This is a genomic window from Pseudomonas sp. TH07 (assembly GCF_016651285.1).
GTDB lineage: Bacteria > Pseudomonadota > Gammaproteobacteria > Pseudomonadales > Pseudomonadaceae > Aquipseudomonas.
On the sequence record NZ_JAEKED010000001.1, the window covers coordinates 2,028,073 to 2,053,568 of the forward strand.

General features: G+C 63.6%; 20 protein-coding genes and 1 pseudogene. 17 read left to right on the forward strand and 4 right to left on the reverse strand.

Features of this window, described 5'->3' with window-relative positions:
- Positions 1 to 9 precede the first annotated feature (9 nt).
- The 4 genes from JFU57_RS09615 (at position 10) to JFU57_RS09630 (ending at position 6,866) form a co-directional block, all read left to right on the forward strand.
- On the forward strand, positions 10 to 3,654 hold the full coding sequence (locus tag JFU57_RS09615; protein WP_201129086.1) for a DUF2339 domain-containing protein: 3,645 nt from the start codon (positions 10 to 12) through the stop codon (positions 3,652 to 3,654).
- Positions 3,651 to 5,030 (forward strand): DUF3999 domain-containing protein, encoded by a 1,380-nt coding sequence (locus JFU57_RS09620; RefSeq protein ID WP_201129088.1) that lies wholly within the window; start codon positions 3,651 to 3,653, stop codon positions 5,028 to 5,030. Before JFU57_RS09615 ends, JFU57_RS09620 begins: the two co-directional genes overlap by 4 nt.
- 218 nt (positions 5,031 to 5,248) lie before the next feature.
- Positions 5,249 to 6,259, forward strand: a complete 1,011-nt coding sequence (locus JFU57_RS09625) for a class 1 fructose-bisphosphatase (protein ID WP_020299514.1) — start codon at positions 5,249 to 5,251, stop codon at positions 6,257 to 6,259.
- Positions 6,260 to 6,263: 4 nt separating this feature from the next.
- Complete coding sequence (locus JFU57_RS09630) at positions 6,264 to 6,866, forward strand: DUF924 family protein (RefSeq protein ID WP_201129090.1); 603 nt, start codon at positions 6,264 to 6,266, stop codon at positions 6,864 to 6,866.
- Between the two features lie 159 nt (positions 6,867 to 7,025).
- Here the strand turns inward: JFU57_RS09630 and JFU57_RS33590 are convergent, their stop codons facing one another.
- The 3 genes and pseudogenes from JFU57_RS33590 to JFU57_RS09640 form a co-directional block, all read right to left on the reverse strand.
- Positions 7,026 to 7,790 (reverse strand): methyl-accepting chemotaxis protein, encoded by a 765-nt coding sequence (locus tag JFU57_RS33590; protein ID WP_421548313.1) that lies wholly within the window; start codon positions 7,788 to 7,790, stop codon positions 7,026 to 7,028.
- A gap of 93 nt (positions 7,791 to 7,883) precedes the next feature.
- Positions 7,884 to 8,918 (reverse strand): annotated as a pseudogene (locus JFU57_RS33595) (HAMP domain-containing protein); the annotation flags it as partial.
- A gap of 25 nt (positions 8,919 to 8,943) precedes the next feature.
- A complete protein-coding gene (locus JFU57_RS09640; protein WP_201129093.1) occupies positions 8,944 to 9,171 on the reverse strand; it encodes a hypothetical protein in 228 nt (75 codons plus the stop codon).
- 29 nt (positions 9,172 to 9,200) lie between these two features.
- Here JFU57_RS09640 and JFU57_RS09645 point away from each other — a divergent pair, with 29 nt between their 5' ends.
- A complete protein-coding gene (locus JFU57_RS09645) occupies positions 9,201 to 9,455 on the forward strand; it encodes a lipoprotein (protein WP_020299511.1) in 255 nt (84 codons plus the stop codon).
- A gap of 31 nt (positions 9,456 to 9,486) precedes the next feature.
- Positions 9,487 to 10,056 (forward strand): lipocalin family protein, encoded by a 570-nt coding sequence (locus JFU57_RS09650; protein WP_020299510.1) that lies wholly within the window; start codon positions 9,487 to 9,489, stop codon positions 10,054 to 10,056.
- 132 nt (positions 10,057 to 10,188) lie between these two features.
- On the opposite strand, the gene JFU57_RS09655 is transcribed toward JFU57_RS09650, so the two are convergent.
- Positions 10,189 to 11,553 carry a formimidoylglutamate deiminase gene (locus tag JFU57_RS09655; RefSeq protein WP_201129094.1) on the reverse strand — a complete coding sequence of 455 codons (1,365 nt, stop codon included), beginning with the start codon at positions 11,551 to 11,553 and terminating at the stop codon, positions 10,189 to 10,191.
- A gap of 187 nt (positions 11,554 to 11,740) precedes the next feature.
- On the opposite strand from JFU57_RS09655, the gene hutC reads away from it, so the two are divergent.
- From hutC to hutI, 11 genes are all read left to right on the forward strand, one after another.
- Entirely contained in the window at positions 11,741 to 12,409 is a 669-nt protein-coding gene (hutC, locus tag JFU57_RS09660) for a histidine utilization repressor (protein WP_238596131.1), read from the forward strand.
- Positions 12,406 to 12,978 (forward strand): HutD/Ves family protein, encoded by a 573-nt coding sequence (locus tag JFU57_RS09665; RefSeq protein WP_201129095.1) that lies wholly within the window; start codon positions 12,406 to 12,408, stop codon positions 12,976 to 12,978. Before hutC ends, JFU57_RS09665 begins: the two co-directional genes overlap by 4 nt.
- Positions 12,979 to 13,366: 388 nt before the next feature.
- A complete protein-coding gene (gene hutU / locus JFU57_RS09670; RefSeq protein ID WP_078469416.1) occupies positions 13,367 to 15,049 on the forward strand; it encodes a urocanate hydratase in 1,683 nt (560 codons plus the stop codon).
- 99 nt (positions 15,050 to 15,148) lie between these two features.
- The gene (locus JFU57_RS09675; protein WP_201129096.1) at positions 15,149 to 16,618 is read left to right on the forward strand and encodes a purine-cytosine permease family protein; all 1,470 of its coding nucleotides are present in this window, start codon (positions 15,149 to 15,151) and stop codon (positions 16,616 to 16,618) included.
- 74 nt (positions 16,619 to 16,692) lie between these two features.
- Positions 16,693 to 17,661: an ABC transporter substrate-binding protein gene (locus tag JFU57_RS09680; protein WP_201129097.1), complete on the forward strand. Its 969-nt coding sequence runs from the start codon at positions 16,693 to 16,695 to the stop codon at positions 17,659 to 17,661.
- A gap of 72 nt (positions 17,662 to 17,733) precedes the next feature.
- Positions 17,734 to 18,585 (forward strand): ABC transporter permease, encoded by an 852-nt coding sequence (locus JFU57_RS09685; protein ID WP_078469419.1) that lies wholly within the window; start codon positions 17,734 to 17,736, stop codon positions 18,583 to 18,585.
- The gene (locus JFU57_RS09690; RefSeq protein ID WP_020299502.1) at positions 18,582 to 19,412 is read left to right on the forward strand and encodes a quaternary amine ABC transporter ATP-binding protein; all 831 of its coding nucleotides are present in this window, start codon (positions 18,582 to 18,584) and stop codon (positions 19,410 to 19,412) included. Before JFU57_RS09685 ends, JFU57_RS09690 begins: the two co-directional genes overlap by 4 nt.
- Before the next feature lie 48 nt (positions 19,413 to 19,460).
- The gene (hutH, locus tag JFU57_RS09695) at positions 19,461 to 20,984 is read left to right on the forward strand and encodes a histidine ammonia-lyase (RefSeq protein ID WP_201129098.1); all 1,524 of its coding nucleotides are present in this window, start codon (positions 19,461 to 19,463) and stop codon (positions 20,982 to 20,984) included.
- Positions 20,985 to 21,095: 111 nt separating this feature from the next.
- Positions 21,096 to 22,634 carry a histidine ammonia-lyase gene (hutH, locus tag JFU57_RS09700; RefSeq protein ID WP_102047881.1) on the forward strand — a complete coding sequence of 513 codons (1,539 nt, stop codon included), beginning with the start codon at positions 21,096 to 21,098 and terminating at the stop codon, positions 22,632 to 22,634.
- Positions 22,635 to 22,858: 224 nt separating this feature from the next.
- Complete coding sequence (locus JFU57_RS09705) at positions 22,859 to 24,268, forward strand: amino acid permease (protein WP_078469421.1); 1,410 nt, start codon at positions 22,859 to 22,861, stop codon at positions 24,266 to 24,268.
- Between the two features lie 12 nt (positions 24,269 to 24,280).
- A complete protein-coding gene (hutI, locus tag JFU57_RS09710) occupies positions 24,281 to 25,486 on the forward strand; it encodes an imidazolonepropionase (protein WP_201129099.1) in 1,206 nt (401 codons plus the stop codon).
- The last annotated feature ends 10 nt before the right edge of the window (positions 25,487 to 25,496 follow it).

Sequence of the window (25,496 nt, forward strand, 5' to 3'; positions counted from 1 at the left end):
ATATCGACCATGCAATGGATTTTCATGCTGATAGGGCTGGTGCTGGGCTGGGTGCTCGATGAGTCCTTCAGCGACGCACTGATCGGCGCGCTGCTGGGCCTGGGCATTGGCCTGGCGGTCCGGGTGGGTGGCCTGAGTGCCCAGGCCCGCGAGCTGCACCGCGAGCTGCAGCAGGCCAAAACCGCGCTGGCAGCCCTCGGCCAGCGTCTGTCCTCCCTTGAGCGCAGTGGCGTCAGCACGCCTGAGCCGGCCCCGGCCAGCGAAGCGCCCAGCGTCCACCCGGCGCCCACGCCGGAAGCTGCGCTGCCGATTCTGCTGGCCCAGTCTGCAAAACCTCAGCCGCCACCGGTTGTCGAGCCTGCGCCCGGGGAATTGGTCTGGGAACTGCCGCCCACACTGCAACCGAGCCCGGCAACCACTCGCGTATTCAGCCAGGCCCCGCCGGCCGACGTTCTGCGCCAGGCGCAGCCTGCGCGCCAACCGATAGCGCCAGCGGCCCCCGCCGAACCCTTGGAACCCAACCTGATCGAACGCGCCATCAGCGGCGCGCGCGCTTGGCTGTTTGGCGGCAACACTGTGCTGCGGGTGGGTGTGCTGCTGTTGTTCCTCGGCCTGGCCTTCCTGTTGCGCTATGCCACCGAAGGCATGGTGGTGCCGATTGAATTGCGTTACGCCGGGGTTGCCGCCAGCGCCCTGGGGTTGCTGGGCCTGGGCTGGTGGCTGCGGCTGCGCAACAGCAACTACGGGCTGATGCTGCAAGGCACGGGGATCGGCGTGCTGTACCTGACGGTCTTTGCGGCCATGCGCCTGCACCCGCTGCTCGACCCATCGGCAGCCCTGGGACTGTTGGTGGCGGTCACACTGTTCTCGGCGATCCTGGCTGTGACCCAGGATGCCCTGGGCCTGGCCGCCGCCGCTGCCCTGGGCGGCTTTGCCGCGCCGATCCTGACCTCCACCGGAGCCGGCAGCCACGTCGCTTTATTCAGCTACTTCGCCCTGCTCAATGCCGGGATCCTCGCCATCGCCTGGTTCAAGGCCTGGCGCCTGCTGAACCTGATCGGTTTTGTCGGCACCTTCGGCATCGGTTTCGCCTGGGGCCTGCGCTCCTACGAGCCGCAGCTGTTGTGGAGCACCGAGCCGTTCCTGGTGGTGTTCTTCCTGATGTACCTGGCGATCGGCCTGCTGTTCGCCCGGCGCACACTCATGGACCTGCCCGATGCGCCGCAAGACGCCAGCCGCGAGGCACTGCTGCGCTGGTCGGCGCGCAAGGGCGACTACGTCGACGGCAGCATGCTGTTCGGCCCGCCGCTGGTAGGCTTCGGCCTGCAGTTCGCGCTGGTGCAGCACCTGGAGTTCGGCGCGGCGTTCAGTGCCCTGGCGCTGGGCATCCTCTACATGGGCCTGGCGCGAGTGCTGAGCGGCGGCCGCGCCTTGCTGCTGGGCGAGACCTGCCTGGCCCTGGGTGTGATTTTCGCCAGCCTGGCGATTCCCCTGGGCCTGGACGCACGCTGGACCAGCGCCGCCTGGGCGGTCGAAGGCGCGGGGATCTTCTGGCTCGGCTTGCGCCAGCAACGGCCATTGGCCCGGGCATTTGCCTTGTTGCTGCAACTGGGCGCGGCGGTGGCCTTCCTCGGCGAATTGCGCCCCGGCAGCAACAGCCTGCTGGATGGCGCGCCCCTGGGAGCGCTGTTGTTGGGTGCTGCGCTGCTGTTCAGCTTTTATCAACTGCGCAAGGCCCAACCGCAGCAGGTGTCGAGTTGGGAGCAAGGGTTGTTGCCGATTTTGGCCTGCCTGGGCTTGAGTTTCCTGTACCTGTTGGCGCCGTTGTTCTTCTTCACCCACGGCACCGCCATCGGTTGGGCCCTGGCCGGTTTGGCGACGCTGTTTGTCGGCCTGCGCCTGCAATCGCGGACCTTCCTGTTCACGGCCTTTGCCGTGCAGCTGTTGGGCGGTGCGTTGTTTCTGTTGCGCCTGCAAGGCGCCGAAGGCGATTCCACGGCAGTGTTCAGCGCCGGCTGGAATGGCCTGCTCAGCGCCTCGCTGATTGGCCTGGCGCTGATCGGCGGCATGTTGCTGGCTGCCCGGGACGACATGGTGCGCAACGATGTGCGCTTGCTGCGCGGGTTGTCGGTGGTGCTGCTGGCCGGCTTGATGATGATCAACCTGGCGGTGCTGTTTGTCCTGCCGTGGTCCATCGCCAGCGGGGTGTGGGCGGCCAGTGGCCTGTTGATCATCTGGCTGAGCCTGTATTTGCAGCAGCGCGCCAGTTTCGTTTTCGGTTTGCTGTTGCAGGTGATCGGCGGCAGCGCCTTCCTGCTGGCCGGTGCCGACTGGTTCGGCCCGTTGCTCAGCGAAGGCCTACGGCCGTTGGCCAACGCTGACTTCTGCACGCCGATGGTGCTGGCCCTGGCCGCGCTGGTCGGCGCCTGGCGCCTGCAACGCGGCAGTCATGGCCCGGTGTTCGACGCCTTGAAGCTGGGACACCTGTCGGATCTGTTGCTGGCCTGGGGCGCCTGCTGGTGGAGTTTTGCCCTGGTCCGGGAAGTGCTGCGCTTTGCCCCTGTGCACCTACAAGGCAGCCTGTTGCTGGCGATTGCCGCACTCAGTGTGCTGCTCTGGGCCTGGCTGGCACTGCGTCTGAAGTGGGCCTCGCTGGGCCTGCTGTGCAGCCTGTTGATGCCGGTGGCTGCGCTGGTGCTGATCGCCTCCTGGCATTCGCGTTACCACCCGGCCGCGAGTGTTGGCTGGCTGGCCTGGACGCTGGTGTTCGCGGTGCATTTCTTCAGCCTGCGGCGCCTGGCGTCGATGCTGCCGGCGCGGCTGCAAAGCGCTGCCCATGTGCTCGGCTGCTGGTTGCTGATCGGCGTGCTGGCCCTGGAGCTGCGCTACGGCCTGTTGCTGTTGTCCGAGCAGTACAACGCCTGGCGCTGGTTGGGCTGGGCGATTCTGCCGAGCCTGTACCTGGTGCTGATGGCCGCGCCACGGGCCTGGCCATGGCCGGTGGCGGCCCATGCCCGCGAGTATCGGCTGTACGCGGCATTGCCCCTGGCGGTGTTGATGCTGGGCTGGTTCTGGCTGGCGAACATCGCCAGCGACGGCAGCGCCGAGCCTCTGCCGTACCTGCCATTGCTCAACCCGCTGGAACTGGGGCTGCTGTTTGCCTTGTTCGGGGTTTATATGTGGTCGCGCAGCGCGGTGGAGCAATGGGCGATCCGTGTCGACTACGCCGAGCGCGGCACCCAGGCCGTGGCGGGAATTTCGCTGTTCGCGTTCTTCACCGCACTGGTGATGCGTACCGCGCACCATTGGAGCGGGGTGCCGTACGAGCTTGATGCGTTGCTCGGCTCGATGCGGGTGCAGGCCGGGTTGTCCATCGTCTGGACCCTGATTGCCCTGGGGCTGATGATCGGCGGCCACCTGCGCCATCGCCGCGAGGTCTGGCTGGTGGGGGCGGGGTTGATCGCCCTGGTGGTCGCCAAGCTGTTCTTTGTCGAATTGAGCAACCGTGGCGGGCTGGCGCGGATCGTGTCGTTTATCGGCGTTGGGGTGTTGCTGCTGGTGGTCGGCTATTTCGCCCCGCTGCCGCCCAAGCGCGTCGAGGCAGAGCCGGATCAACCCCGGCCAGAGCCTGAAACCGAAGGAGTGTCGTCTTGAAGCAGAACCTGAACCTGGGGTGGCTGGGGGCACTGGGCCTATGTGTGGCGCTGTCGGCCACGGCCCAGGAAAAACCTGCGGACTTCAAGTCCCAGCTGCCGCTGAGCCTGAGTGGCGAAGGCCCCTGGTATCGCCTGGAACTGCCGCTGGCGGCGCAGCTCAATTCCAGCCAGAGCGATCTGAGTGATATCCGCGTGTTCAATGCTGCCGGCGAACCCCAGGCCTATGCCCTGGCCCGCGAACAGGCCGAAACCCGCGAACAGCGCAGCCTGACCGAGGTCAAGTGGTTCCCGCTGTACAGCTCGGCGGATGCCAGCGAAGCGGCGCCGAGCGTGCGCGTGCAGTCGAGTGCCAGCGGGACCCTGGTCGAGGTGCAGCCGTCCAGCCAGCTCGAGGCCGGTGAAGAGGTGCTGCGGGGGTGGTTGCTGGACGCCAGCGCGATCAAGGCACCCTTGCAGCAACTGGTGCTCGACTGGACCAGCGAGCGCGATGGTTTCCAGCGTTTCAGCATCGAGGCCAGCGACGACCTGCAACATTGGCAGGCCTGGGGAGAGGGGCAGGTGGCGCGGCTGTCGTTTGCCGATGAGCGTATCGAGCAGCATGAAGTCGGCTTGCCCGGGCAGTCGGCGCGTTACCTGCGCCTGCTGTGGAGCGCCCCGCAATCGGCGCCGATCCTGACCTCGGCGCAACTGCAAAGCACCAGCACCAGCAGCCTGCCGTTGCCCCTGCTGTGGTCGCAGCCGCTGGCCGGCAGCAGCCCCAAGGCCGGGGAATACATCTGGCAGTTGCCGACGGGGTTGAATGTCGAGCGCCTGCAGGTCGAGCTGAGCCAGCCCAACAGCCTGGCACCGGTGACCCTGTACGGGCGCCGCGACAACAACCAACCCTGGCAGCCGCTGACCAGTGGCTTGCTCTATCGCCTGACCCAGAATGGCCAGGACGTGGTGCAGAACGATCTGCAACTGACCGGGCGCAACGTGCAGCAACTGAGGTTGACGGTGGACGAGCGCGGCGGTGGCCTGGGTGCCGAGGCCCCGGCCTTGAAGGTTGCCGTGCGTGCCACGCAACTGGTGTTCCTGGCCCGTGGCGCCGGCCCCTACACCCTGGCGCTGGGCAACCCAACGGTCGCAGCGGCGAACCTGCCATTGGCCACCCTGATCCCTGACTACAGCCCGCAACGCCTCAAGGCCCTGGGCCAGGCCCGGGTCGATGGCGCGCTGCAGCTGGCTGCGTCCACCGCCACCCCCTCGGTCGCCCCGCAAGCGAGCGGGCCGGACTGGAAGAAAATCGCCCTGTGGGCAGTCTTGCTGCTCGGGGTACTGGCCCTGGGCGCCATGGCCTTCAGCCTGTTGCGCAAACCCGCAGCGAAAACCTGATCGCCGCTGACATCGCCGGCGGTGGCCAGGGCGCCTGCTCTTGCGCCACCGCCGATTGGCGGGGCCGTTGGGGATGTCAGTCATAAAGGCTGTTTTGTAGCTACGCTGAAAGCGGTCCATGAACTCTATTGGGCAGTTCCCTGTCTGACAGGAGGAAATGCGCCTCGACTCGCGTTAAACTGCGCGGGTTTTTAGTCCCCCATCCTCCGGAGCCTTCCATGTCCCGCGTTACCCTGAGTCGCTATTTGATTGAGCAGACCCGCAGCAACAACACTCCTGCCGATCTGCGCTTCCTGATCGAAGTGGTGGCGCGTGCTTGCAAGGAAATCAGCCACGCTGTCTCCAAAGGCGCCCTGGGCGGTGTTCTGGGCAGCATGGGCACCGAAAACGTACAGGGCGAAGTGCAGAAGAAGCTCGACGTGATCTCCAACGAGATCCTGCTCGAAGCCAACGAATGGGGCGGTCACCTGGCCGGCATGGCGTCCGAGGAAATGGACAATGCCTACCAGATTCCCGGCAAATACCCGAAAGGTGCCTACCTGCTGGTATTCGACCCATTGGACGGTTCGTCGAACATCGACATCAACGTCTCGGTCGGCACCATCTTCTCGGTACTGCGTTGCCCTAACGAGCACCTGAGCCAGAACGAAGCCCTGAGCGAAAAAGCCTTCCTGCAACCGGGCACCCAACAAGTGGCTGCCGGTTACGCGATCTACGGCCCGCAGACCATGCTGGTGCTGACCCTGGGTGATGGCGTCAAAGGTTTCACTCTGGACCGTGAAATGGGCAGCTTCGTCCTGACCCACGAAAACATGACCATCCCGGCATCGACCCAGGAATTTGCCATCAACATGTCCAACCAGCGTCACTGGGAAGCCCCGGTACAGCGCTACGTGAGCGAGTTGCTGGAAGGCGAGACCGGCCCGCTGAAGAAAGACTTCAACATGCGCTGGATCGCCGCGATGGTGGCCGACGTGCACCGCATCCTGACCCGTGGCGGTCTGTTCATGTACCCGCGTGATGCTCGCGACCCGTCCAAGCCAGGCAAATTGCGCCTGATGTACGAAGCCAACCCGATGTCGTTCCTGGTGGAACAGGCGGGCGGCGTTTCCACTGACGGTCATCAGCGTATCCTCGACATCCAGCCTGAAGGCCTGCACCAGCGTGTGGCGGTGTTCCTGGGTTCGAAGGAAGAAGTTGACCGCGTGACCGCGTACCACAAGGAATAACCCCATGGCCCAGCCCTGGCAGCCCCTGCTCGATTGGTGGTTCGGCTCAGCCGAAAAGCCGGCCGAGATTGTGGCGGACAAGGGCGGGCTGTGGTTTGGCAAGCGTGACAGCCAGGACCTTGAAGCGCGCGAGCGCTTCGGGGCCCAGGTCGAACAGGCACTGGCCGGCGGATTGACCGAATGGGCGCAAGGCCCACACGGTTGGCTGGCCCTGGTGTTGTTGCTCGATCAACTGCCACGGATGATCTTTCGCGAAACCCCCAAGGCCTTCAGCGGTGACCTGCGTGCGCAAGCACTGGTGGCCCAGGGCATCGCCGCGGATTTTGACCGGCAACTGCCGCCCATGCAGCGCGCGTTCATCTACCTGGTATTCGAGCATTGCGAAAACCTGGCGGTGCAGAACGAAGGCGTATCGCGCTTTGCTGCCCTGCATGACCAACAGTCTGCGGAGGATCGTCCGGTATTTGCCGACCACCTGGATTACGCCGAACGGCACCAGAAGGTCATCGCCCGCTTCGGCCGCTTCCCTCACCGCAATGCCATCCTCGGCCGTGAATCCACCGCTGAAGAACTTACCTTCCTGAGCCAGCCTGGCTCGCGTTTTTAAGCTGCGTTCGACCCTGTCGTCGAGGTACCCCCGTGTCAGTTGCGTGGGTATAGACCCAGCGTCCGAACGGCGGCTACAGGCTTTGTAGCCGCTGCCGAAGGCTGCGCTGGCCCGCACGGCCGCTGACGTATTCCCGGATGCCCCCTAGCGGCTACGGACTCAGATCCGGAAACTACCTACCAACTGCTTCAGGCGTGCCGCCTGCTGTTCCAGGTCGGCGCAGGCGCGCAGGGTGGATTGCAGGTTTTCCACGCCTTCCTGGTTCAGGGTGTTGATCTCGGTGATATCGACATTGATCGACTCGACCACCGCGGTCTGCTCCTCGGTGGCGGTGGCCACCGACTGGTTCATGCCGTCGATCTCGCCGATGCGCTGGGTCACGCTGCCCAGGCGCTCGCCAGCCTGGTTGGCGATGCCCACGCTGCTTTCGCTCTCGCGCTGGCTTTCGGTCATGGTGCTCACCGCCTGGCGCGCGCCCACTTGCAGCTCCTCGATCATCTTCTGCACTTGCTGCGCCGAATCCTGAGTCCGGTGGGCCAGGTTGCGCACCTCATCGGCCACCACCGCAAACCCACGCCCGGCTTCACCGGCGCGGGCCGCTTCAATGGCCGCGTTCAGGGCCAGCAGGTTGGTTTGCTGGGAGATGCTGGTGATCACTTCGAGGATCTGCCCGATGTTCACCGTGTTGCTGTTCAGGGTTTCGATATTGCCGCAGGAGTCGCTGATCTTGGCCGACAGCTGGTGCATCGCGGCGATGGTCTGATCCACCACCTGTTGGCCTTCGGCGGCCAGGTTGCGCGCGTCGCTGGAATGCTGCGAGGCGAGGGCGGCGTTCTGGGCGATTTCCTGGGCCGCGGCCCCCAATTCGTTGATCGCTGCGGCCACGCTGCTGGTGCGCGAGGCCTGCTGGTCGGAGTTGAACATCGACGAGTTGGAGGCCGCGACCACCCGTAGCGCCACTTCATTGACCTGGCCGGTGGCCGAGGACACCTCGGTGATCGAGGTGTGGATGCGCTCGACAAACCGGTTGAACGACAGGCCCAGGGTGCCGAACTCATCGTGGCCGTGGATGCTCAGGCGCTTGGTCAGGTCGCCTTCGCCTTCGGCGATGTCATGCATGGCGCGGCCCATCAGGTGCAGCGGTTGCATCAGTACCCGGATCAGCATGCCGAGCAGGGCGATGATGATCACCACCGCGATAAACATGGCAATGATCGCCGAGGTGCGGAACTCGCTGAGCATGGCGAACGCGGTGTCCTGATCCAGCACCAGCGCCACGTACCAGTCGGCCGAGGGCACGCCGTTGACGTGGGTGAAGGAGATGAATTGGCGTTTGCCGTTCACGTCCACTTCTTTCAGGCCCGGGCTGATGCTGGGTGCGCCGTTGGGGTAGGCCTCGCCCAGGCTTTTGAGCACCAGCTTGCTGTCCGGGTGGATCAGGATCTTGCCGTCGGCACTGACGATAAACGCGTGGCCATGGCCGCCGAAGTTCAGCGAGTTGATGATGGCGCTGACACTGGAGAGGTCGATGTCGGCGCCGGCCACGCCGATAAACTGGTTCTGGTGCTGCACCGGCGTGGCGACGGTGATCACCAGCTTGCCGGAGGACGCGGCGATGTACGGCTCGGTGACGATGGTCCGGCCGGCGCTGTTGGCCGCCTTGAACCAGCCCCGGGCGCGCGGATCGTAGTCGGCGGCCCGGTTGCCGGCTGGCACCGAGAACATCACCCCGTCCTGGCCGCCAAAATAGCTGAGTTGGAAGTTGCTGGCGTAAGCCGGCAGGCCGACGCTGCGTTGCAGGCTGTCGCCACCGTTGCCATCCACGGCGATCTGCTGGGCCAGGGATTGCAGGAGCTGGATGCGGCTTTCGAGCCAGGTCTGAATGTTGCTGGTGGTCAGGCTGCCGAGTTCCTGCATGGAAGATTCGGTGCTGCTGCGCAGGGCTGCGCGCTGACGGTAGTCGTTGAACAGGATGAAACAGGCGAACGCCACGGCGACCACAAGGGCGGCGGCGAGCAGGATCTTGTGGCTGAACTTCATGTTTCTGGTCATTAAATGAACTACCGCGAGAGGCTGGTCAACGAGGGTGCGCTAATTTGCCACAGTAGAGGGCTTTTCGCTGCCTATATGTCGACTTGCCAGCGTCAAAACTGAAGCGAGTTTCGGCAAAGCCGACGAAATGCTTTCGGCCTAGGGAAAGTGCCTGATTTGTGACGCAAATCGTGTTTTTTGCCGGTAATAAATACCCGCCGTCATGGGGAACCAGATCGGGGTTTTCTCTTCTAAGCTTCTGGTTGGCAGCCATGCCTTCCCCCTTCCGTTCAGGAGTTCACCATGTCGCTGCGTTCCCTCGCTCTGTTGTCGTTCTGCGTGCTGCTGGCAGCCTGCAGCAAGGTCAATCAGGAAAACTATTCCAAGCTGTCGGCGGGCATGCCCAAGGCCGAGGTTGAAAACCTGCTCGGCAAACCGACCGATTGCTCCGGCGCCCTGGGCATGTCCAGCTGCACCTGGGGTGACAAGAACAGCTTTATCAGCGTGCAGTACGCCGGTGACAAAGTGCTGATGTTTTCCGGGCAAGGCCTGAAGTAAACCGGGGCCACGTGCCCGCGGGAGAAAAATAATGATGCGTTTGGTATTCACTCTTCTGGCCGGCCTGCTCTTGGCCGGCTGCGCCACGTCCCGGGACGATTCGCTGGCGCCCAAGACCGTTAGTCACGTCGACCTCAAGCGTTACCAAGGGACCTGGTACGAGCTGGCGCGACTGCCGATGTACTTCCAGCGCAATTGTGCGCAATCCGAAGCCCGTTACACCCTGTTGCCCGAAGGCAATGTGGCGGTGCTCAACCGCTGCCTGACGCCCGAGTGGAAGTGGGAAGAAGCACGGGGCACGGCGACGCCGCAGGTGCCGGGTAACACCGACAAGCTGTGGGTCGAGTTCGACAACTGGTTTTCCCGGTTGCTGCCCGGGGTCGCGAAGGGTGATTACTGGGTGCTTTACGTCAGCGACGACTACAAGACAGCCATTGTCGGCGACCCGAGCCGGCGTTACCTGTGGCTGCTGTCGCGCAAACCGGAGGTCAGCGAGACGGTTCGTGAGGACTTGCTGAGCCGGGCACGCCAGCAGGGCTACGACACCACACGACTGATCTGGCGGGTGTCGGATTCGGTGATGGCGAAGAATTCCAAGTAACGCTGGGGGCGAGGGCGATTGGCAGGTGACTGTTGAATTGCCCGTTTGGCCTGAGTGGCCGCTGTGCGGCCAGGCGCGAGCAAGCTCCCGCGCCACAATGATTCCCCGCGCCGCAAGAGCGTGGGGCCGAACTCAGTTGAGCAGTTCGCGCAGGACCTGGGTGAAGGCGCGGTTGCTTTCTTCTTCCCCGGCATGGCGTCCGTTGCGCACCACCCACTGGCCGTTGACCAGCACATCGCGTACCTGACGGTCGCCGCCGGCGAATAGCCAACGATTGAGAATGGCGTCGCCGTCGGCAGTGGCCAGGTACGGGTCGTTGCCGTCCAGCACCAGCCAGTCGGCACGCTTGCCCACTTCCAATGCCCCGATGGCTTGCCCTAGCGCCTCGGCGCCGCCATCCAGCGCGGCGTCATACAGGGTGCGCCCGACCATCGGCTGATCGGCGCCATACAAGCGGTTGCGCCGCTGGTCGCGCAGACGTTGGCCGTATTCCAGCCAGCGCAATTCCTCGACCACGCTCAGTGACACATGGCTGTCGGAACCGATACCCATGCGCCCGCCCTGGGCCAGGAAGTCCACGGCAGGGAAGATCCCGTCCCCGAGGTTGGCTTCGGTGGTCAGGCACAGCCCGGCAATCGCCCGGCTCCTGGCCATCAGCGTGACTTCTTCCGGGTTGGCATGGGTGGCGTGGACCAGGCACCAGCGCTGATCGACCTCAGTGTTTTCATACAGCCATTGCAACGGCCGGCGCCCGCTCCAGGCCAGGCAGTCATCGACTTCCTTCTGCTGCTCGGCGATGTGGATATGCACCGGGCACTCTCGGTCGCTGGCGGCCAGGACTTCGCTGATTTGCTGCGGCGTGACCGCGCGCAATGAGTGAAAGCACAATCCCAGTCGTTGCGCCGGCTGTGCGGCCAGCAGCGGTTGCAGGCGCGATTGCAGCTCGAGGTAGTTCTCGGTGCTGTTGATAAAGCGTCGCTGGCCTTCGTTGGGCGCCTGGCCGCCGAAGCCCGAGTGGCTGTACAGCACGGGTAGCAGGGTCAGGCCGATGCCGGCAGAGCTGGCCGCCTGGCTGATACGCAGCGCCAGTTCGGCCGGGTCTGCATAGGGCTGACCGCTGGTGTCGTGGTGCACGTAATGGAATTCGGCGACCGAGGTGTAGCCGGCCTTGAGCATTTCGATGTACAGCTGGCGCGCGATGACGTGCAGTTGCTCGGGGCTGATCTTGCCGACCAGGCGATACATCAGGTCGCGCCAGGTCCAGAAGCTGTCATTGGGGTTGCCGGCGACTTCCGCCAGGCCGGCCATCGCCCGCTGGAAGGCGTGGGAGTGCAGGTTGGGCATGCCTGGCAGCAGCGGGCCCTGGACCCGTTCAGCTCCTTGCGCATCGGCGTTGGCCTGGATGTGGGTCAGCAGGCCGTCGGCGCTGACCTCAAGACGTACATTGTTGGCCCATCCATTAGGCAGCAGCGCGCGTTCGGCAAAGAAGGCGGACATGGTTCAGCACCCCATCGTGTGTTATTTGTATATACATATACAGACGTTTGCCTGCTCGGTAAACTCCGGCAAGCTAGCCCCCTTTATTCACGAACAAGGATTCCCTGTGCCGATTCCGACTGCCAACTCCCCGCTGGCCGCCCACTTGGGCGATAGTCCGGCGCCCTTGTACGCCCGCGTCAAACAGATGATTACCCAGCAGATCGAGAGCGGAAACTGGCCGCCGCACTACCGCGTTCCGTCGGAAAGTGAACTGGTCAACCAGCTGGGTTTCAGCCGCATGACCATCAACCGTGCCCTGCGCGAAATGACTGCCGAGGGCATGCTGGTGCGGATGCAGGGCGTCGGCACCTTCGTCGCTGAACCCAAGAGCCAGTCGGCGCTGTTCGAAGTGCATAACATTGCCGACGAGATTGCCTCCCGTGGCCATCGCCACACGTGCAAGGTCATCACCTTGGGTGAAGAGGCCGCCGGCTCCGAGCGCGCCGTGGCCCTGGACATGCGCGAAGGGCAGAAGGTGTTCCACTCGCTGATCGTGCATTTCGAAAACGATATTCCGGTACAAATCGAAGACCGCTTCGTCAACGCCCTGGTGGCGCCGGAGTACCTCAAGCAAGACTTCACCCTGCAAACCCCCTACGCCTACCTGAACCAGGTGGCCCCGCTGACCGAGGGCGAGCATGTGGTCGAGGCGATTCTGGCCGAGGCCGAGGAGTGCAGGCTGTTGCAGATCGAGCGCGGCGAGCCGTGCCTGCTGATCCGGCGCCGCACCTGGTCCGGTCGCCAGCCAGTGACCGCGGCGCGGTTGATCCACCCCGGTTCCCGTCATCGTCTGGAAGGACGCTTTCATAAATGACCCAATTGAAACTTTTGCGCGCGACCGACTACCCGCGCATGCCGTGGAAGAACGGCGGTGGCAGCACCGAAGAAATCACCCGTGATGCCGGCGTTGGCCTGGAAGGGTTTGGCTGGCGCCTGTCGATTGCGGATATCGGTGAGTCCGGTGGTTTTTCCAGCTTTGCCGGCTACCAGCGGATCATCACCGTGCTGCAAGGCAGCGGCATGGCGCTGACGGTGGATGGCCACGAGACGCGCCCGCTGCTGCCCCTCGACCCCTTCGCCTTCAGTGGCGCGAGCCAGGTGACCTGCAACCTGCTGGACGGTCCGATCCGCGACTTCAACCTGATCTACGCCGCCGACCGCTATAAAGCGCGCCTGCAATGGCTCGAAGGCGAGCAGCGTTTCTTCAGCCAGGCCAGCACTCTGCTGGTGTTCAGCGTGGCTGAGCAGTTGCAGGTCACGATCAATGACGGCGCGTTGCAGGAGCTGGGTTGCCATGATTGCCTGCAACTGGACGGCAATGCCTCATTGCTGGAGGTCGCCATCGGCGGCCGCTGCTGCGTAATCGAACTCACCCACCTCTAAAAACCGTAGCTCTGCGGCGCTACAGATTTTGTGGGATTGGCGTTTCCCAATCGCGCACCAGTTTGTTACCGAACGCCCCAGCGTGGCGCAAAACCACGCTTTGGTAACAGCCGTTACCACCCTCGAAAAATCCCGCGAAAAAAATCACCTCTGCGCAAAGCCTTTATTTTCAAGGCGTGCGCGCCTGCGTCGAATTTTCTTCGGTAGTCGTTTCCCGAGTTGGCCGCTTGATTGCATATGCTTGTATGTACAAGTAAAGATGTGTGCGTAAGAGTGAGGTGATTTCCTCTTCGCGCCATTGCTGATTCGCTTGTAGCGCAACCCCTGCGCGCAGGCTCGCTGGCCCACTGCCTGGGTTGGTTTGGATTGATTGCTGAGGATTTTTTCCGTGACTGACAACAAACCTACGAAATACCGGAACGTCGAAATTCGCGCTGCCCGCGGCAACAAGCTGACCGCCAAGAGCTGGCTGACGGAAGCGCCGCTGCGGATGCTGATGAACAACCTCGATCCGGAAGTCGCCGAGAACCCTAAAGAGCTGGTGGTCTACGGCGGCATTGGTCGCGCCGCGCGCAACTGGGAGTGCTACGACAAAATCGTCGAGAGCCTGACCAACCTCAATGACGATGAAACCCTGCTGGTGCAGTCGGGCAAGCCGGTCGGCGTGTTCAAGACCCACAGCAACGCACCGCGCGTACTGATCGCCAACTCCAACCTGGTGCCGCACTGGGCCAGTTGGGAACATTTCAACGAACTGGATGCCAAGGGCCTGGCCATGTACGGCCAGATGACCGCCGGCAGCTGGATCTACATCGGCAGCCAGGGCATCGTCCAGGGCACCTACGAAACCTTCGTCGAAGCCGGTCGCCAGCACTACAACAGCAATCTGAAAGGCCGCTGGGTCCTCACCGCCGGCCTCGGCGGCATGGGTGGCGCCCAGCCGCTGGCCGCGACCCTGGCCGGTGCCTGCTCGCTGAACATCGAATGCCAGCAGGTCAGCATCGATTTCCGCCTCAACAGCCGCTACGTCGATGAACAAGCCCGCGACCTCGACGATGCCCTGGCCCGCATCGAGAAATACACCAAGGAAGGCAAGGCCATCTCCATTGCCCTGCTGGGTAACGCCGCGGAAATCCTCCCGGAACTGGTCAAGCGTGGTGTGCGCCCGGACATGGTCACCGACCAGACCAGCGCCCACGATCCGCTCAACGGTTACCTGCCAGCTGGCTGGACCTGGGACGAGTACCGCGCTCGCGCCAAGACCGAGCCGGCCGCCGTGGTCAAGGCCGCCAAGCAATCCATGGCGGTGCACGTCAAGGCCATGCTCGACTTCCAGAAGCAGGGCATTCCGACCTTCGACTACGGCAACAACATCCGGCAGATGGCTCAGGAAGAGGGCGTGGAAAACGCCTTCGACTTCCCGGGTTTCGTACCGGCCTATATCCGTCCGCTGTTCTGCCGTGGCATCGGTCCGTTCCGTTGGGCCGCGCTGTCCGGCGACCCGCAGGACATCTACAAGACCGACGCCAAGGTCAAGGAACTGATCCCCGACGACGCCCACCTGCACAACTGGCTGGACATGGCCCGCGAGCGCATCAGCTTCCAGGGCCTGCCGGCGCGTATCTGCTGGGTCGGCCTGGGCCAGCGCGCCAAGCTCGGCCTGGCATTCAACGAAATGGTGCGCCGCGGTGAGCTGTCGGCGCCGATCGTGATCGGTCGCGACCACCTGGACTCCGGTTCGGTCGCCAGCCCGAACCGCGAAACCGAGTCGATGCAGGATGGTTCCGACGCCGTGTCCGACTGGCCACTGCTCAACGCCCTGCTCAACACCGCCAGTGGCGCGACCTGGGTCTCGCTGCACCACGGTGGCGGCGTCGGCATGGGCTTCTCCCAGCACTCGGGGATGGTCATCGTCTGCGACGGTACCGATGAAGCTGCCGAGCGTATCGCACGCGTGCTGCACAACGACCCGGCCACCGGTGTCATGCGTCACGCCGACGCCGGCTATCAGATCGCCATCGACTGCGCCAAGGAGCAAGGCCTGAATCTGCCGATGATCACCGGCCAGTAAGCCGTATCGCGGGGGCCGGTTCACCGGCTCCCGCCGCTACAAAAAACGCTCCTGTCGGAGCAGCAAATCGTCTGCAGTGCCCATAGAGGTTCGACGTAAATGGCTTTATCGAATGATCGTGCAAGCAGTAAACCGTTGATCGAAAGGCGTTCGATCGACTACATCCCGGAAGCGGAAAGACACGGTCGTCTATTGAGTCAGTTCACCCTATGGCTGGGTGCCAACCTGCAAATCACTGCAATTGTCACCGGGGCCCTGGCCGTGGTGCTGGGCGGTGATGTGTTCTGGTCGCTGATCGGCCTGTTGCTTGGGCAATTGATCGGCGGCGGGGTTATGGCGCTGCACGCGGCGCAAGGGCCGCAACTGGGCCTGCCGCAGATGATCTCCAGCCGTGTGCAGTTCGGTGTCTACGGTGCGGTGATTCCCCTGGTGTTGGTGTGCCTGATGTACATCGGTTTCTCGGCCAGCGGTTCGTTGCTGGCGGGGCAGGCGGTGGCGCAACTGCTGCAGGTCCAGGACTGGGTCGGCATCGTGTTGTTTGCCGGCTCGATCATGGTCTTCACCATCTTCGGCTACCGGGTGATTCACGGCATTGGCCGGATCGCCAGCGTGCTGGGGGTCGTGGCCTTCATCTACCTGTTCTACAAACTGCTGTCCGGCAACGACATTGGCGCGTTGCTGGGGAACAAGCATTTTTCTCTTTCGAGCTTTCTGTTGGCGGTGTCGTTGTCGGCATCCTGGCAAATCGCGTTTGGCCCTTATGTGGCCGACTACTCGCGTTATCTGCCGCGCAGCACTTCGGCGGTCAAGACCTTCTGGGCCGTGGGCCTGGGTTCGGTGATCGGCGCGCAGGCGGCGATGGTGTTCGGGGTGTTCGCGGCGGCCCTGGCCGGTTCGCAGTTCGCCCACCACGAGGTTTCGTTTATCGTCGGCCTGGGTGGCACCGGGATCGTTGCCGGCCTGCTGTATTTCGCCGTGGCCTTCGGCAAGGTGACAGTGACCACCCTCAACGCCTACGGCAGCTTCATGTCGATCGCCACCATCATCAGCGGCTTTCGTGGCAGCCGGCACATCGGCAGCGGCGTGCGCCTGCTGTACATCTTCATCATGGTCTCGATCGCGGCGTCCCTGGCACTGCTGGGCAAGGACTCGTTCCTCAAGGATTTCTCCGCGTTCATCCTGTTCCTGCTGGCGTTCTTCACGCCCTGGAGCGCGATCAACCTGGTGGACTTCTACTGCATCACCAAAGAGCGCTATGACATTCCCGCGCTCTCGGACCCCAATGCCCGGTACGGGCGCTGGAACCTCATGGGCATCAGCATTTACGTGTTTGGTGTGTTGATTCAAATGCCGTTCATCTCCACCCATTTCTACACCGGTCCGCTGGTGGCGAGCCTGGGGGACACCGATATCTCCTGGATCATCGGCCTGGTGGTGCCGGCAGCGCTGTATTACTTCGCCGCCAGGAAATGGCATGGCGCGGTACCCGATCGTCTGATCCTGCCGGTAGAGCAGGACGCGGTCACCGAACAAAAGCTGAGTGGGGCGGCCCGCGCAAGCGCGGTGTGAGCCTGATTGGACGTGGATAGGGCTGGATGCCTCTTGACTGCCGTATGCCAATTCATGATTAGGAGCGTCACACAATGAGCGTCAATAAGACCCTGCTGACCACTCTGCTTTCCATGGGCCTGCTGGCCAGTGCCGGTGCTGCCCAGGCCGCCGGCTGGTGCGAATCCGGCAAACCGGTGAAGTTCGCCGGGCTGAACTGGGAAAGCGGCATGTTGCTGACCGACGTGCTGCAACTGGTGCTGGAAAAAGGCTACGACTGCAAGACCGATACCTTGCCCGGCAACTCCATCACCATGGAGAACGCCCTGGGCAGCAACGACATTCAAGTGTTCGCCGAGGAGTGGGTAGGCCGCAGCGAAGTCTGGAACAAGGCCGAGAGGGCCGGCAAGGTGGTGGGTGTCGGCGCCCCGGTGGTGGGTGCCGTCGAAGGCTGGTACGTGCCGCGCTACGTGATCGAGGGCGATGCCAAGCGCAAGCTGGAAGCCAAGGCGCCGGACCTGAAGAACATCGCCGACCTGGCCAAGTATTCAGCAGTGTTCAAGGACCAGGAAGAGCCTGCCAAAGGTCGTTTCTACAACTGCCCGGCCGGCTGGACCTGTGAGCTGGACAACAGCGAAATGCTCAAGAGCTACGGCCTGGAAAACAGCTACACCAACTTCCGCCCGGGCACCGGCCCGGCCCTGGATGCCGCTGTGCTGTCGAGCTACAAGCGTGGCGAGCCGATCCTGTTTTACTACTGGTCGCCGACGCCGCTGATGGGCCAGGTCGACCTGGTGAAGCTCGAGGAAAAACCCGGCGTGGATAAAAGCGTGACCATCAAGGTCGGCCTGTCCAAGGTGTTCCACGAGCAGGCGCCGGAGCTGGTCGCGGTGCTGGAGAAGGTCAACCTGCCGATCGATCTGCTGAACCAGAACCTGGCGCGGATGACCAAGGAACGCATCGAATCGCCGAAGCTGGCGAAAATTTTTCTCAAGGAACATCCTGAAGTCTGGCATGCATGGGTAAGCGACGATGCGGCCAGGAAAATCGACGCGGCCTTGTAGGTAGAGCCTTTGCGGCCGTCAGCACTGGCTGCCGCAAGCGACGCCACATCCCCCCTTGATCGAGAGTTGCTTATGTTTCCTGAGCGTTTCACATTTTCTATCGCCGACTGGGTCAACGGTTGGGTTGACTCGTTGGTGACCAATTACGGCGATGTCTTCCGCCACATCTCCGACACCCTGCTGTGGGCCATCGTCAACCTCGAAGGTCTGCTGCGCATGGCGCCCTGGTGGCTGATGCTGGCCATTGTCGGCGGCATTGCCTGGCATGCGACACGCAAGGTGGTGACCACTGCGGTGATTGTCGGCCTGCTGTTTCTGGTGGGCGCCGTCGGGCTGTGGGACAAGCTGATGCAGACCCTGGCACTGATGCTGGTGGCGACCGTGATTTCGGTGCTGATCGGCATTCCCCTGGGCATCCTTTCGGCGCGCAGCAATCGCCTGCGTTCGGTGCTGATGCCGCTGCTCGACATCATGCAGACCATGCCCAGCTTCGTGTACCTGATCCCGGTGCTGATGCTGTTCGGTCTGGGCAAGGTGCCGGCGATCTTCGCCACCGTCATCTACGCCGCGCCGCCGCTGATCCGCCTCACCGACCTGGGTATTCGCCAGGTCGACCGCGAGGTCATGGAAGCGATCAACGCCTTTGGTGCCAATCGCTGGCAGCAGCTGTTCGGCGTGCAATTGCCGCTGGCGCTGCCGAGCATCATGGCCGGGATCAACCAGACCACCATGATGGCCCTGTCGATGGTGGTGATCGCCTCGATGATCGGTGCCCGGGGCCTGGGCGAAGATGTGCTGGTGGGCATCCAGACCCTCAACGTCGGGCGCGGCCTGGAGGCGGGGCTGGCCATCGTGATTCTGGCGGTGGTGATCGATCGGATTACCCAGGCCTATGGTCGTCCACGCCATGAGGTGAACCCATGAGCAACACAGCCATCAGCAAAATCGAAGTCAAGAACGTGTTCAAGATCTTCGGCAATCGTTCCGCCGATGCCTTGAACATGATTCGCCAGAACAAGAGCAAGGACCAGGTGCTGGCCGAGACCGGTTGCGTGGTCGGGGTCAACGACCTGTCGCTGAGCATCGGCACCGGCGAAATCTTCGTGATCATGGGCCTCTCCGGCTCCGGCAAGTCGACCCTGGTGCGCCACTTCAATCGCCTGATCGACCCCACCAGCGGCGCGATCCTGGTGGACGGCGAGGACATCCTGCAATACGACATGGACGCCCTGCGCCAGTTTCGCCGGCACAAGATCAGCATGGTGTTCCAGAGTTTCGGCCTGTTGCCCCACAAGAGCGTGCTGGACAACGTCGCCTATGGCCTGAAAGTGCGCGGCGAGAGCAAGCAGGTCTGTGCCGAACGGGCGCTGCACTGGATCAATACCGTGGGCCTCAAGGGCTATGAAAACAAATACCCGCACCAGCTCTCCGGCGGCATGCGCCAACGGGTCGGCCTGGCCCGGGCGTTGGCGGCGGACACCGACATTATCCTGATGGACGAAGCCTTCAGCGCCCTCGACCCACTGATCCGCGCCGAAATGCAGGACCAGTTGCTGGAGCTGCAGAAGACCCTGCACAAGACCATCGTTTTTATCACTCACGATCTGGATGAGGCGGTACGCATCGGCAATCGCATCGCGATCCTCAAGGACGGCCGCCTGATCCAGGTCGGCACGCCGAAAGAGATCCTGCATTCGCCGGCCGACGAGTACGTCGACCGTTTCGTCCAGCGCCGCGCGGCGGTGGTCTGATGAGCACCGTGGCTGCTGCACCGTCATTCACTCGGTATGAGGCCGGACATGTCCCAGGCTGAAACAATCGTTATCGCCGACGCCCCGCTGCGTTGGCAGGATGTCGTCGCCGTCGCCCGCCAGGGCGCGCAGCTGGCGCTGTCGGAGCAGGCCTGGGCGCGGGTCGAGAATGCCCAGGCCATCGTCCAGCGCATCGTCGCCAGCGGCGAGCGCGCCTACGGCGTCAGCACCGGCCTGGGGGCGCTGTGCAACGTTTCGCTCGAGGGTGAGCAACTCAGCCAGTTGTCGCGCAATACCTTGCTCAGCCACGCCTGCGGCGTCGGTCCGGTGCTGAGTGACGAGCAGACCCGGGCCATTCTCTGCGCCGCCATCATCAACTTCAGCCAGGGCAAATCCGGGGTGCAGCGGCCGGTGGTCGAGGCACTGCTGAACGTGCTCAATCGCGGGATTACGCCGCAGGTGCCGTCCCAGGGCTCGGTGGGTTACCTGACCCACATGGCGCATATCAGCATCGCCCTGCTCGGGGTGGGCCAGGTCAGTTATCGCGGCCAGGTGGTCGCGGCCGCGCAAGCCCTGGCAGCCGAAGGTTTGCAGCCGGTGCAACTGGGGGCCAAGGACGGCCTGTGCCTGGTCAACGGCACGCCGTGCATGACCGGCCTCAGTTGCCTGGCATTGGCCGATGCCACACGCCTGCTGCAATGGGCCGATGTGATCGGCGCCATGAGTTTTGAAGCCTTGCGCGGGCAGATTGCCGCGTTCGACGCCGAGATCATCGCCCTCAAGCCGCACCCGGGCATGCAACAGGTCGCCACTAACCTGCGGGGCCTGCTCGAAGGCAGCGAAGTGATCGCCAACAGCCTGGGTATCCGCACCCAGGACGCCTTGAGCATTCGTTCGATTCCCCAGGTGCACGGCGCCGCCCGCGACCAGTTGGCCCACGCCACGCGCCAGATCGAAACCGAACTCAACGCCGCCACCGACAACCCGCTGCTGCTGGGCACGCCGGATAACTACCGGGTGGTGTCCCAGGCCAATCCCCACGGCCAATCGGTGGCCCTGGCCGCGGACCTGCTGGCGATCGCCATGGCGGAAATCGGCTCGATCGCCGAGCGTCGCCTGGACCGCCTGATCAACCCTCATGTCAGCGGCCTGCCGGCCTTCCTGGTGAGCAACCCGGGGGTCAATTCCGGAATGATGATCGTGCAATACGTGGCCGCGTCGCTGTGCGCGGAAAACCGCCAGCTGGCGCAACCCGCGGTGCTCGACAACTACGTGACCTCGGGCCTGCAGGAGGATCACCTGAGCCTGGGCACCAACGCCGCGCTGAAGCTGCACCGGGCCCTGGAGAATTGCCGTCAGATCCTCGCCATCGAGTACCTGCTGGCGGCCCAGGCCTTTGAATTTCTCAAGCCCCAGGGCTTTGGCCAGGGCACCGGCCGCGCCTGGAAGCTGCTGCGCCAACGGGTCCCGGCCTATGACCAGGACCGCTGGCTGGCGCCGGACATCGCCAGCGCCGCCTCGATTTTGCAAGACCCGACACTGCTCGAAGACGTTTTACCGAAGCTGTACTGATTTCTACACAAGCCAGCGTGCCAAGGCGCCACTCCGCTGAACCAGCGGGTGGCGACGGACAACGGAATTATCCGGAGCGACTGGCAAGTTAATAAAACTCTCAAAAGGAGAATGAATGTGACTGCGCTTAACCTTATCCCCGGCCAACTGAGCCTGGCTCAACTGCGTGCCATCTATCAGCAACCGGTGACCCTGAGCCTGGATGACAGTGCCTCGGCCCAGATCGACGCCAGCGTTGCCTGCGTCGAGCAGATCCTCGCGGAAAACCGCACCGCCTATGGCATCAACACCGGTTTCGGCCTGCTGGCCTCGACCCGCATTGCCAGCGCCGACCTGGAAAACCTCCAGCGCTCGCTGGTGCTGTCCCACGCCGCCGGTGTCGGCGAGCCGATCAGCGATGACCTGGTGCGCCTGATCATGGTGCTCAAGGTCAACAGCCTGAGCCGTGGTTTCTCGGGTATCCGTCGCCAGGTGATCGATGGCCTGATCGCGCTGATCAACGCCGAGGTTTATCCCCACATCCCGCTCAAGGGTTCGGTAGGCGCCTCCGGCGACCTGGCACCATTGGCCCATATGTCGCTGGTGCTGCTGGGCGAGGGCAAGGCGCGCTACAAGGGTGAATGGCTGGAAGCGACCGCAGCCTTGAAAGTTGCCGGTCTCAAGCCCCTGACCCTGGCCGCCAAGGAAGGGCTGGCCCTGCTCAATGGCACCCAGGTGTCCACTGCCTATGCCTTGCGCGGCCTGTTTGAAGGTGAAGACCTGTTCGCCGGCGCCCTGGCCTGTGGCGGCCTGACGGTCGAGGCGGTACTGGGTTCGCGCTCGCCGTTCGACGCGCGGATTCACGCAGCCCGTGGCCAGCGTGGCCAGATCGATGCCGCCGCGGCCTACCGCGACCTGCTGGGCGAGGGCAGTGAAGTGTCGGCCTCCCACGAGAACTGCGACAAGGTCCAGGATCCGTACTCCCTGCGCTGCCAGCCGCAAGTCATGGGCGCCTGCCTGACTCAGTTGCGCCAGGCGGCCGAAGTGCTGGTGGTCGAAGCCAACGCCGTTTCCGACAACCCGCTGGTATTCGCCGCCGAAGGCGACGTGATTTCCGGTGGCAACTTCCACGCCGAGCCGGTGGCCATGGCCGCCGACAACATGGCCCTGGCCATTGCCGAAATCGGCTCCCTGAGCGAGCGTCGCATTTCGCTGATGATGGACAAGCACATGTCGCAACTGCCGCCGTTCCTGGTGGCCAATGGCGGCGTCAACTCCGGCTTCATGATCGCCCAGGTCACCGCGGCGGCCCTGGCCAGCGAAAACAAGGCCCTGGCTCACCCGCATTCGGTGGACAGCATCCCGACCTCCGCCAACCAGGAAGACCACGTGTCGATGGCTCCGGCCGCCGGCAAGCGCCTGTGGGAAATGGCTGAAAACACCCGTGGCGTGCTCGCCGTGGAATGGCTGGCGGCCTGCCAGGGCCTGGACCTGCGCGATGGCCTGAAGACCTCGGTCAAGCTGGAAAAAGCCCGCAGCGCCCTGCGCGCCAAGGTGCCGTTCTACGAGAAGGACCGCTTCTTCGCGCCGGACATCAATGCCGCAAGCGAACTGCTGGCCTCGCGCTGCCTGAACGAGCTGGTGCCGGCCAAGTTGCTGCCAAGCCTGTAATCACCAAAAAGCCTTGCGCGGCCCGGCCTTCACGCCGGGCTTGTGCAGGCTGCTGCCGAGCCTCGAGTAGGGGAGGCTGCTGATTGTCTCCATGCCTGGCATGGAAGTGCGGCCTGTGACGCCTGGCGTCACAAAATGGACGCGGAGCGTCTGTTGATGATTCTTCCCGGGCATGTGCCCGGGAAGAAATGGTCGTCTGATAAGAATAAATAGGGGACGAAGAAATGGAACAGAAAACAGCTGGATTGAAGCGCGGCCTATCGGCTCGCCACATTCGGTTCATGGCCTTGGGGTCTGCCATCGGCACCGGGCTTTTTTACGGTTCTGCCTCGGCCATTCAAATGGCCGGCCCTGCAGTTTTGCTCGCCTACCTGATTGGTGGCGCAGCCGTTTTCATGGTGATGCGCGCCCTCGGCGAGATGGCCGTGCATAACCCGGTGTCCGGTTCGTTCGGGCACTACGCAAGCCAGTACCTGGGGCCGTTGTCGGGCTTCATCCTGGGCTGGACCTACGCCTTTGAAATGATCATCGTCTGCCTCGCGGACGTCACTGCGTTCGGTATCTACATGGGCTTCTGGTTCCCGGAGGTGGCCCGCTGGATCTGGGTGCTGGGCATTGTGCTGCTGATCGGCGGCCTGAACCTGTGCAACGTCAAGGTCTTCGGCGAGATGGAGTTCTGGCTGTCGCTGCTCAAGGTCGGGGCCATTGTCGCGATGATTCTCGGCGGCTTCGGCATCATGCTGTTCGGCATCGGTTCGGCCGGCAGCGATCAGGCAGTGGGGGTCTCCAACCTGTGGGCCCATGGCGGTTTCATGCCTAACGGCATCGGTGGCCTGATCGCCTCGTTCGCGGTGGTGATGTTTGCCTTTGGCGGGATTGAAATCATCGGCATCACCGCCGGTGAAGCCAAGGACCCGCGTCGGGTTATTCCCAAGGCGATCAACGCCGTACCGCTGCGGATTCTGCTGTTCTACGTGCTGACCCTGTTTGTGCTGATGGCCATCTACCCATGGCAGCAGATCGGTACCCAGGGCAGCCCGTTCGTGCAGATCTTCGATAACCTGGGCATCGCCTCGGCGGCGACCATCCTCAACATCGTGGTGATCTCGGCGGCGGTTTCGGCGATCAACAGCGACATCTTCGGCGCCGGGCGCATGATGTATGGCCTGGCCCAGCAAGGTCAGGCGCCCAAGGGCTTTGCCCAACTGTCGAAGCAGGGCGTGCCATGGATGACCGTGGTGGTGATGGCGGCGGCCCTGTTGGGCGGCGTGCTGCTGAACTACCTGATCCCGGAAAACGTGTTCCTGCTAATCGCGTCCATCGCGACCTTCGCCACGGTCTGGGTCTGGCTGATGATCCTCGTGACCCAGGTGGCAATGCGTCGCTCCATGAACGCCGAGCAGGTTGCCCAGTTGCAGTTCAAGGTGCCGTTCTGGCCTTGGGCACCGGCGGCGGCCATCGTCTTCATGCTGTTCATCTTTGGCGTGCTGGGCTATTTCCCGCAGACTCAGGCGGCGCTGATGGTGGGCGCGGTGTGGATCGTGCTGCTGGTGATTGCCTATATGTTGTGGGTCAAGCCAGCGGCGGCTCAGGCGCTGGAGGTTGATCGCACTTTTTCACCGACTGACCATTAACGGAGACCCTGGATGAAAACTCTTTGGCAACACTGCAACGTCGCCAGCATGGCCTCGGGCACTTACTCGATCATCGAGGACGCGGCCATGGTGACGTCAGGGGCGCACATCGAGTGGATCGGCCGGCGCTCGGAGGCGCCGGCCGGCGACTACGCCCAGGTCAAGGACCTGGCTGGAGCCTGGGTAACCCCGGGCTTTATCGATTGCCATACCCATACGGTTTTCGGCGGCAACCGCAGCGGTGAATTCGAGCAGCGCCTGCAGGGCGTGAGTTATGCCGAGATCGCCGCCGCCGGTGGCGGTATCGCCAGCACCGTGCGCGCGACCCGCGCCGCCAGTGAGGACGAGCTGTTCGCCAGTGCCAAAAAGCGTCTGCAAAGCCTGCTGCGCGACGGCGTCACCAGTGTCGAGATCAAGTCCGGCTACGGCCTGGACCTGGCCAGCGAGCGCAAGATCCTGCGGGTTATCCGCCGCCTGGGCGCCGAGTTGCCGGTCAGTGTGCGTAGCACCTGCCTGGCGGCCCACGCCTTGCCACCGGAATACGCCGACCGCGCTGACGACTATATCGACCACATCTGCCACGAGATGCTTCCGGCGCTGGCCGCCGAAGGGCTGGTGGATGCAGTGGATGCGTTCTGCGAATACCTGGCGTTTTCGCCGGCCCAGGTGGAACGGGTGTTTATTGCCGCGCAGGCACTTGGCTTGCCGGTGAAGCTGCACGCCGAGCAATTGTCGTCGCTGCACGGTTCGAGCCTGGCCGCGCGCTACCACGCGCTGTCGGCCGACCACCTGGAATTCATGACCGAAGACGATGCCATCGCCATGGCCCAGTCCGGCACGGTGGCGGTGTTGTTGCCGGGGGCGTTCTACTTTTTGCGCGAAACCCAACTGCCGCCGATGGAGGCCCTGCGCAAGCATGGGGTGAAGATCGCCGTGGCCAGCGACCTCAACCCTGGCACCTCGCCGGCGTTGTCGGTGCGCCTGATGCTGAACATGGCCTGCACCTGTTTCCGCATGACCCCGGAAGAAGCCCTGGCCGGCGTCACGCTGCACGCGGCCAAGGCCCTGGGCATGGAACAGACCCATGGTTCGCTGGAGGTCGGCAAGGTCGCGGACTTTGTCGCCTGGCAGATTGATCGTCCGGCCGACCTGGCCTACTGGCTGGGCGGCGACCTGGAAAAACGCGTCGTGCGTCACGGCGTGGAAGTGACTGTTTAGGAGAATGCTT

Coding starts and splice junctions, on each gene's coding strand:
- JFU57_RS09615 (WP_201129086.1), top strand. CDS start 10: ATGCAATGGATTTTCATGCTGATAGGGCTGGTGCTGGGCTGGGTGCTC.
- JFU57_RS09625 (WP_020299514.1), top strand. CDS start 5,249: ATGTCCCGCGTTACCCTGAGTCGCTATTTGATTGAGCAGACCCGCAGC.
- JFU57_RS09630 (WP_201129090.1), top strand. CDS start 6,264: ATGGCCCAGCCCTGGCAGCCCCTGCTCGATTGGTGGTTCGGCTCAGCC.
- JFU57_RS33590 (WP_421548313.1), bottom strand. CDS start 7,790: ATGTTCAACTCCGACCAGCAGGCCTCGCGCACCAGCAGCGTGGCCGCA.
- JFU57_RS09640 (WP_201129093.1), bottom strand. CDS start 9,171: ATGGCTGCCAACCAGAAGCTTAGAAGAGAAAACCCCGATCTGGTTCCC.
- JFU57_RS09645 (WP_020299511.1), top strand. CDS start 9,201: ATGTCGCTGCGTTCCCTCGCTCTGTTGTCGTTCTGCGTGCTGCTGGCA.
- JFU57_RS09650 (WP_020299510.1), top strand. CDS start 9,487: ATGATGCGTTTGGTATTCACTCTTCTGGCCGGCCTGCTCTTGGCCGGC.
- JFU57_RS09655 (WP_201129094.1), bottom strand. CDS start 11,553: ATGTCCGCCTTCTTTGCCGAACGCGCGCTGCTGCCTAATGGATGGGCC.
- hutC (WP_238596131.1), top strand. CDS start 11,741: ATGATTACCCAGCAGATCGAGAGCGGAAACTGGCCGCCGCACTACCGC.
- JFU57_RS09665 (WP_201129095.1), top strand. CDS start 12,406: ATGACCCAATTGAAACTTTTGCGCGCGACCGACTACCCGCGCATGCCG.
- JFU57_RS09675 (WP_201129096.1), top strand. CDS start 15,149: ATGGCTTTATCGAATGATCGTGCAAGCAGTAAACCGTTGATCGAAAGG.
- JFU57_RS09680 (WP_201129097.1), top strand. CDS start 16,693: ATGAGCGTCAATAAGACCCTGCTGACCACTCTGCTTTCCATGGGCCTG.
- JFU57_RS09685 (WP_078469419.1), top strand. CDS start 17,734: ATGTTTCCTGAGCGTTTCACATTTTCTATCGCCGACTGGGTCAACGGT.
- JFU57_RS09690 (WP_020299502.1), top strand. CDS start 18,582: ATGAGCAACACAGCCATCAGCAAAATCGAAGTCAAGAACGTGTTCAAG.
- hutH (WP_201129098.1), top strand. CDS start 19,461: ATGTCCCAGGCTGAAACAATCGTTATCGCCGACGCCCCGCTGCGTTGG.
- hutH (WP_102047881.1), top strand. CDS start 21,096: ATGAATGTGACTGCGCTTAACCTTATCCCCGGCCAACTGAGCCTGGCT.
- JFU57_RS09705 (WP_078469421.1), top strand. CDS start 22,859: ATGGAACAGAAAACAGCTGGATTGAAGCGCGGCCTATCGGCTCGCCAC.
- hutI (WP_201129099.1), top strand. CDS start 24,281: ATGAAAACTCTTTGGCAACACTGCAACGTCGCCAGCATGGCCTCGGGC.